The organism is Caballeronia arvi (assembly GCF_001544695.2).
In the GTDB taxonomy this organism is placed as follows: Bacteria; Pseudomonadota; Gammaproteobacteria; order Burkholderiales; family Burkholderiaceae; genus Caballeronia; species Caballeronia arvi.
In genome coordinates this window covers 1-3087 of sequence record NZ_FCOM02000163.1, presented here as the reverse complement: position 1 = coordinate 3087, position 3087 = coordinate 1, and the positions used below count along the sequence as shown (strand labels likewise).

General features: G+C 58.5%; 2 protein-coding genes and 1 pseudogene. 2 read left to right on the top strand and 1 reads right to left on the bottom strand.

What is annotated here, in order from left to right; genetic code table 11:
• Nucleotides 1–333, bottom strand: a 333-nt coding sequence (locus AWB74_RS48065; protein ID WP_235024950.1) for a hypothetical protein, incomplete at its 3' end; no start/stop codon positions are given.
• Nucleotides 334–720: 387 nt separating this feature from the next.
• Here AWB74_RS48065 and AWB74_RS43790 point away from each other — a divergent pair.
• Both AWB74_RS43790 and AWB74_RS43785 read left to right on the top strand, forming a co-directional pair.
• Nucleotides 721–2163, top strand: a complete 1443-nt coding sequence (locus AWB74_RS43790; protein WP_061152705.1) for a sialidase family protein — start codon at nucleotides 721–723, stop codon at nucleotides 2161–2163.
• Nucleotides 2164–2166: 3 nt separating this feature from the next.
• Nucleotides 2167–2565: pseudogene (locus tag AWB74_RS43785) on the top strand (extracellular solute-binding protein); the annotation flags it as partial.
• Between the last annotated feature and the right edge of the window lie 522 nt (nucleotides 2566–3087).

Sequence of the window (3087 nt, the reverse complement as noted above, 5' to 3'; positions counted from 1 at the left end):
GTTGGCGGAGTGCGGCGGAAGTCGGTCGACCGCCGGAAAACGTCCGCGATGGAAATCGAATTTTGCAGGTCGGACTACGTAATCTGCTTTCCGGATGGAGAAAGTCATTGATGCGGCCAATTGCGGCGTTGTTGCGACGAAGACCTTGCAGTCGGAGCTGTAACCCGTAGTGCCAAGACGATGAAACGTCGTGTCACTACAGATGAAAAGTGTCAACGCCGACTGAAACCTGACCCACATTCGATGGTTTCTGGAGTGAACCCCTGAGGCTGGGCATAGAGAGGCAGCAAAGTGATAAGCTTGCTGGGCCTTCATCGAAAGGAGAAGGTCCATCTCATCTAGAGGCTCGTATCGTCGTCACAGCCGCGAGTTCAAGCGTCAGTTATGCGCTGATATCCGTGCCGGCAAGATTGGCCGCCGCGAAGCCCTGCGCACTCGCGGGTTGTCAGCAAACCTGTTGCAGATGTGGTTGACGCAGTATGACCCGGGTGACCTGAACGAGGAGTTGCTGCGGCCAGCGTAGTGGCTGAGTATGAGGCGAAGATTGCCGCGCTCGAGAGGCAAGTCGAGCAGTTGACGATGGAAACGACCTCCTCAAAAAAACGCCGCGCCTGCGTCTCGAGCGACAACCAGAGCCCATCGATATCAGTGGCGCTGTTTCGCTGCTAGAAAACGACCGGTCCGGCTGTCAGAGGTCGCATCTGGATGAGGAGTTTACGCATGCGTCGTCAAAAGCCAGCCGTACGCCTGATTGGAGTTCCACTTGCGATAGTCTTGGCAACCAGCACCGCTTGGGCTGCCTCACTGGTCTCGGGTGCCAGCCCCTTCGCCAGTTGCACCATCGGCGGCCCCGGAACGAACTATGTGAACGCCGAGGTCGAGCCTTGGCTAGCCGTAAATCCCGCCGTTCCCGGGAACCTGATCGGTGTGTGGCAGCAGGACCGCTGGTCGAACGGCGGCGCGCATGGCCTCGTTGCCGGCTACTCGTTCAATGCTGGTAAGACATGGGAAGAGACGACCCTGCCCTTCAGCGCATGTGCCGGCGGACTTGCATATGAACGGGCTTCCGATCCGTGGGTATCGATCGGCCCAGATGGCACGGCCTACACCGTGTCGATTTCGTTCAACAAGTCCAACAACAGCAATGCGGTGGGCGCTGCGGTTTCCCGTGATGGCGGGAAGACGTGGGGCAACTTGAGCGTTCTGATTGCCAATAACGAACCTACCACCCAGTTCTTCAATGATAAAGAGTCGGTAACGGCCAACCCTATCAAGCCGGGCATTGCCTATGCAGTCTGGCACCGCCTCCAGTCGCCGAACGGCAATCCGTACGCGAATCTGCACACCGTTGCATTCCGGGGGCCGACCTTCTTCGCAAAGACGGTCAATGGCGGTCAAACGTGGAGTTCGCCGAAAATCATCGTGAACGTCCCGTCGCGGCAGCAGACAATCGGTAATCAGATTGTGGTCAATTCCCAGGACGGAACGCTCTATGACTTCTTCAATCTGATCACGCCACCCTTTAACGTCACGGCCAACAAGGTTGCATTCGTCAAGTCCACTGACGACGGCGCCACCTGGACGAAGCCTCAGATCATCGCGGACATGCGAACCGTCGGCGTGACGAATCCCAACACTGGCAAGGCTCTGCGTACCGGCGACATCATTCCCGAACCAGCCATTGACCCGGCAACCGGCCAGCTCTACGTTGTCTGGCAGGACTCGCGCTTCAATGGCGGCCAGTTCGACGAGATCGCGCTGTCGACGTCCACGAACGGTGGCAACACGTGGAGTACACCAATTCCCGTGAACACTCGGACAGGTCGAGCAGCGTTCAATCCGTCAGTTCGCGTCAACTCTGTTGGCTCCGTGGCAGTCACCTACTATGATTTCCGCGACCTCCAAGCTGGCAACACCAAGACGTTGCCGACTAACATGTGGCGCACCATGTCAAATAACGGCGGACAGAGCTTTGGCAGTGAATTTGGAGGTGAACTGCATGTCGCCGGTCCGTTCGATATGAAAACGGCCCCGAATGCGGAAGGCCTCTTCGTGGGCGACTATCAGGGCCTCGACGTAATGGGAACGACGTTTGTACCATTCTTCATACAAACTAACTCGGGCAGTCTAACCAATCGCACCGATGTCTTTGCTGCGCCTTAGACTAAGCCCGAGAATATTTCGAAGCTCAAATCTTGCGGCGCGTCCGTGCTGGCCGCGCCGGACCAGATGTTCGCGGCCGCGCTGCACTACATGGGCAAGGATCCGATGAGCACGAACCCGGCTGACTATCGCGCCTCGCTCGCCATGCTCAAAAGATCCGACCTTCTATCCGTCGGTTCAATTCATCGGCCTATATCAACGATCTGGTCGGCAGGTCGGCAGCGACATATGCTTTGCTTACGGGTGGTCGGGGACGTGGTAATCGCCAAGCATTGCGCGATGAAGGCGAACAAGCCGTACAAGATTGAAATTACATCCCCAAGGGCGGCGCACCGGTCTGGTTCGACGATGGCGATACCGAAGGATGCCCGGAAAAAGGAAGCGGCGCTCCAGTGGATCAACTGTAAGCGGCTGGCCAACTCACCTTGATCGTCAATGAAGCGCTTGGGAGTATCGTCGGGTTGATTACGGCCGTCAAGGAAGAGAACCCGGACAAAGGGCGACGTCGCGGCCCGGTCGGCCGAGTCCGCCCGCAGCGCCGCGAGGGTCGCGGCACTCCCCCGTGCGTTGCTTGCAGCTGCTTACCTGAAGGTCTTGGTCCACGGAGCCCGGATCGCAGGCGTCCTGTTCGGCGCGCCAGAACCGAAGCCTTCGCAGCGTTCGTCGAGTGCACCCGCATCGGCGCTCACATCGGACGGTCGCTTTAAGCGTTCGCCGTCAGCCAGTACCACTCTCCCCTTCGTACTGCAGAGTGGAGTGGAGCGCCGGTTGCGCTGTGTGGTCCTCCACGGCGCACTCGGACGAATATCAAGCAACCCCTTCTACCTTCGACAGTGATCGGTGTCACCAGGCGCAGTCGCGGCACTCAGATGGAAGTCCGCCTCCTTCAAGCCTTCGGGACTCGTCGCGACCCAATGCAGGACA

What these genes read in the sequence shown, in the direction of transcription:
- AWB74_RS43790 (WP_061152705.1), top strand. Translation starts at nt 721, where the DNA reads ATGCGTCGTCAAAAGCCAGCCGTACGCCTGATTGGAGTTCCACTTGCG.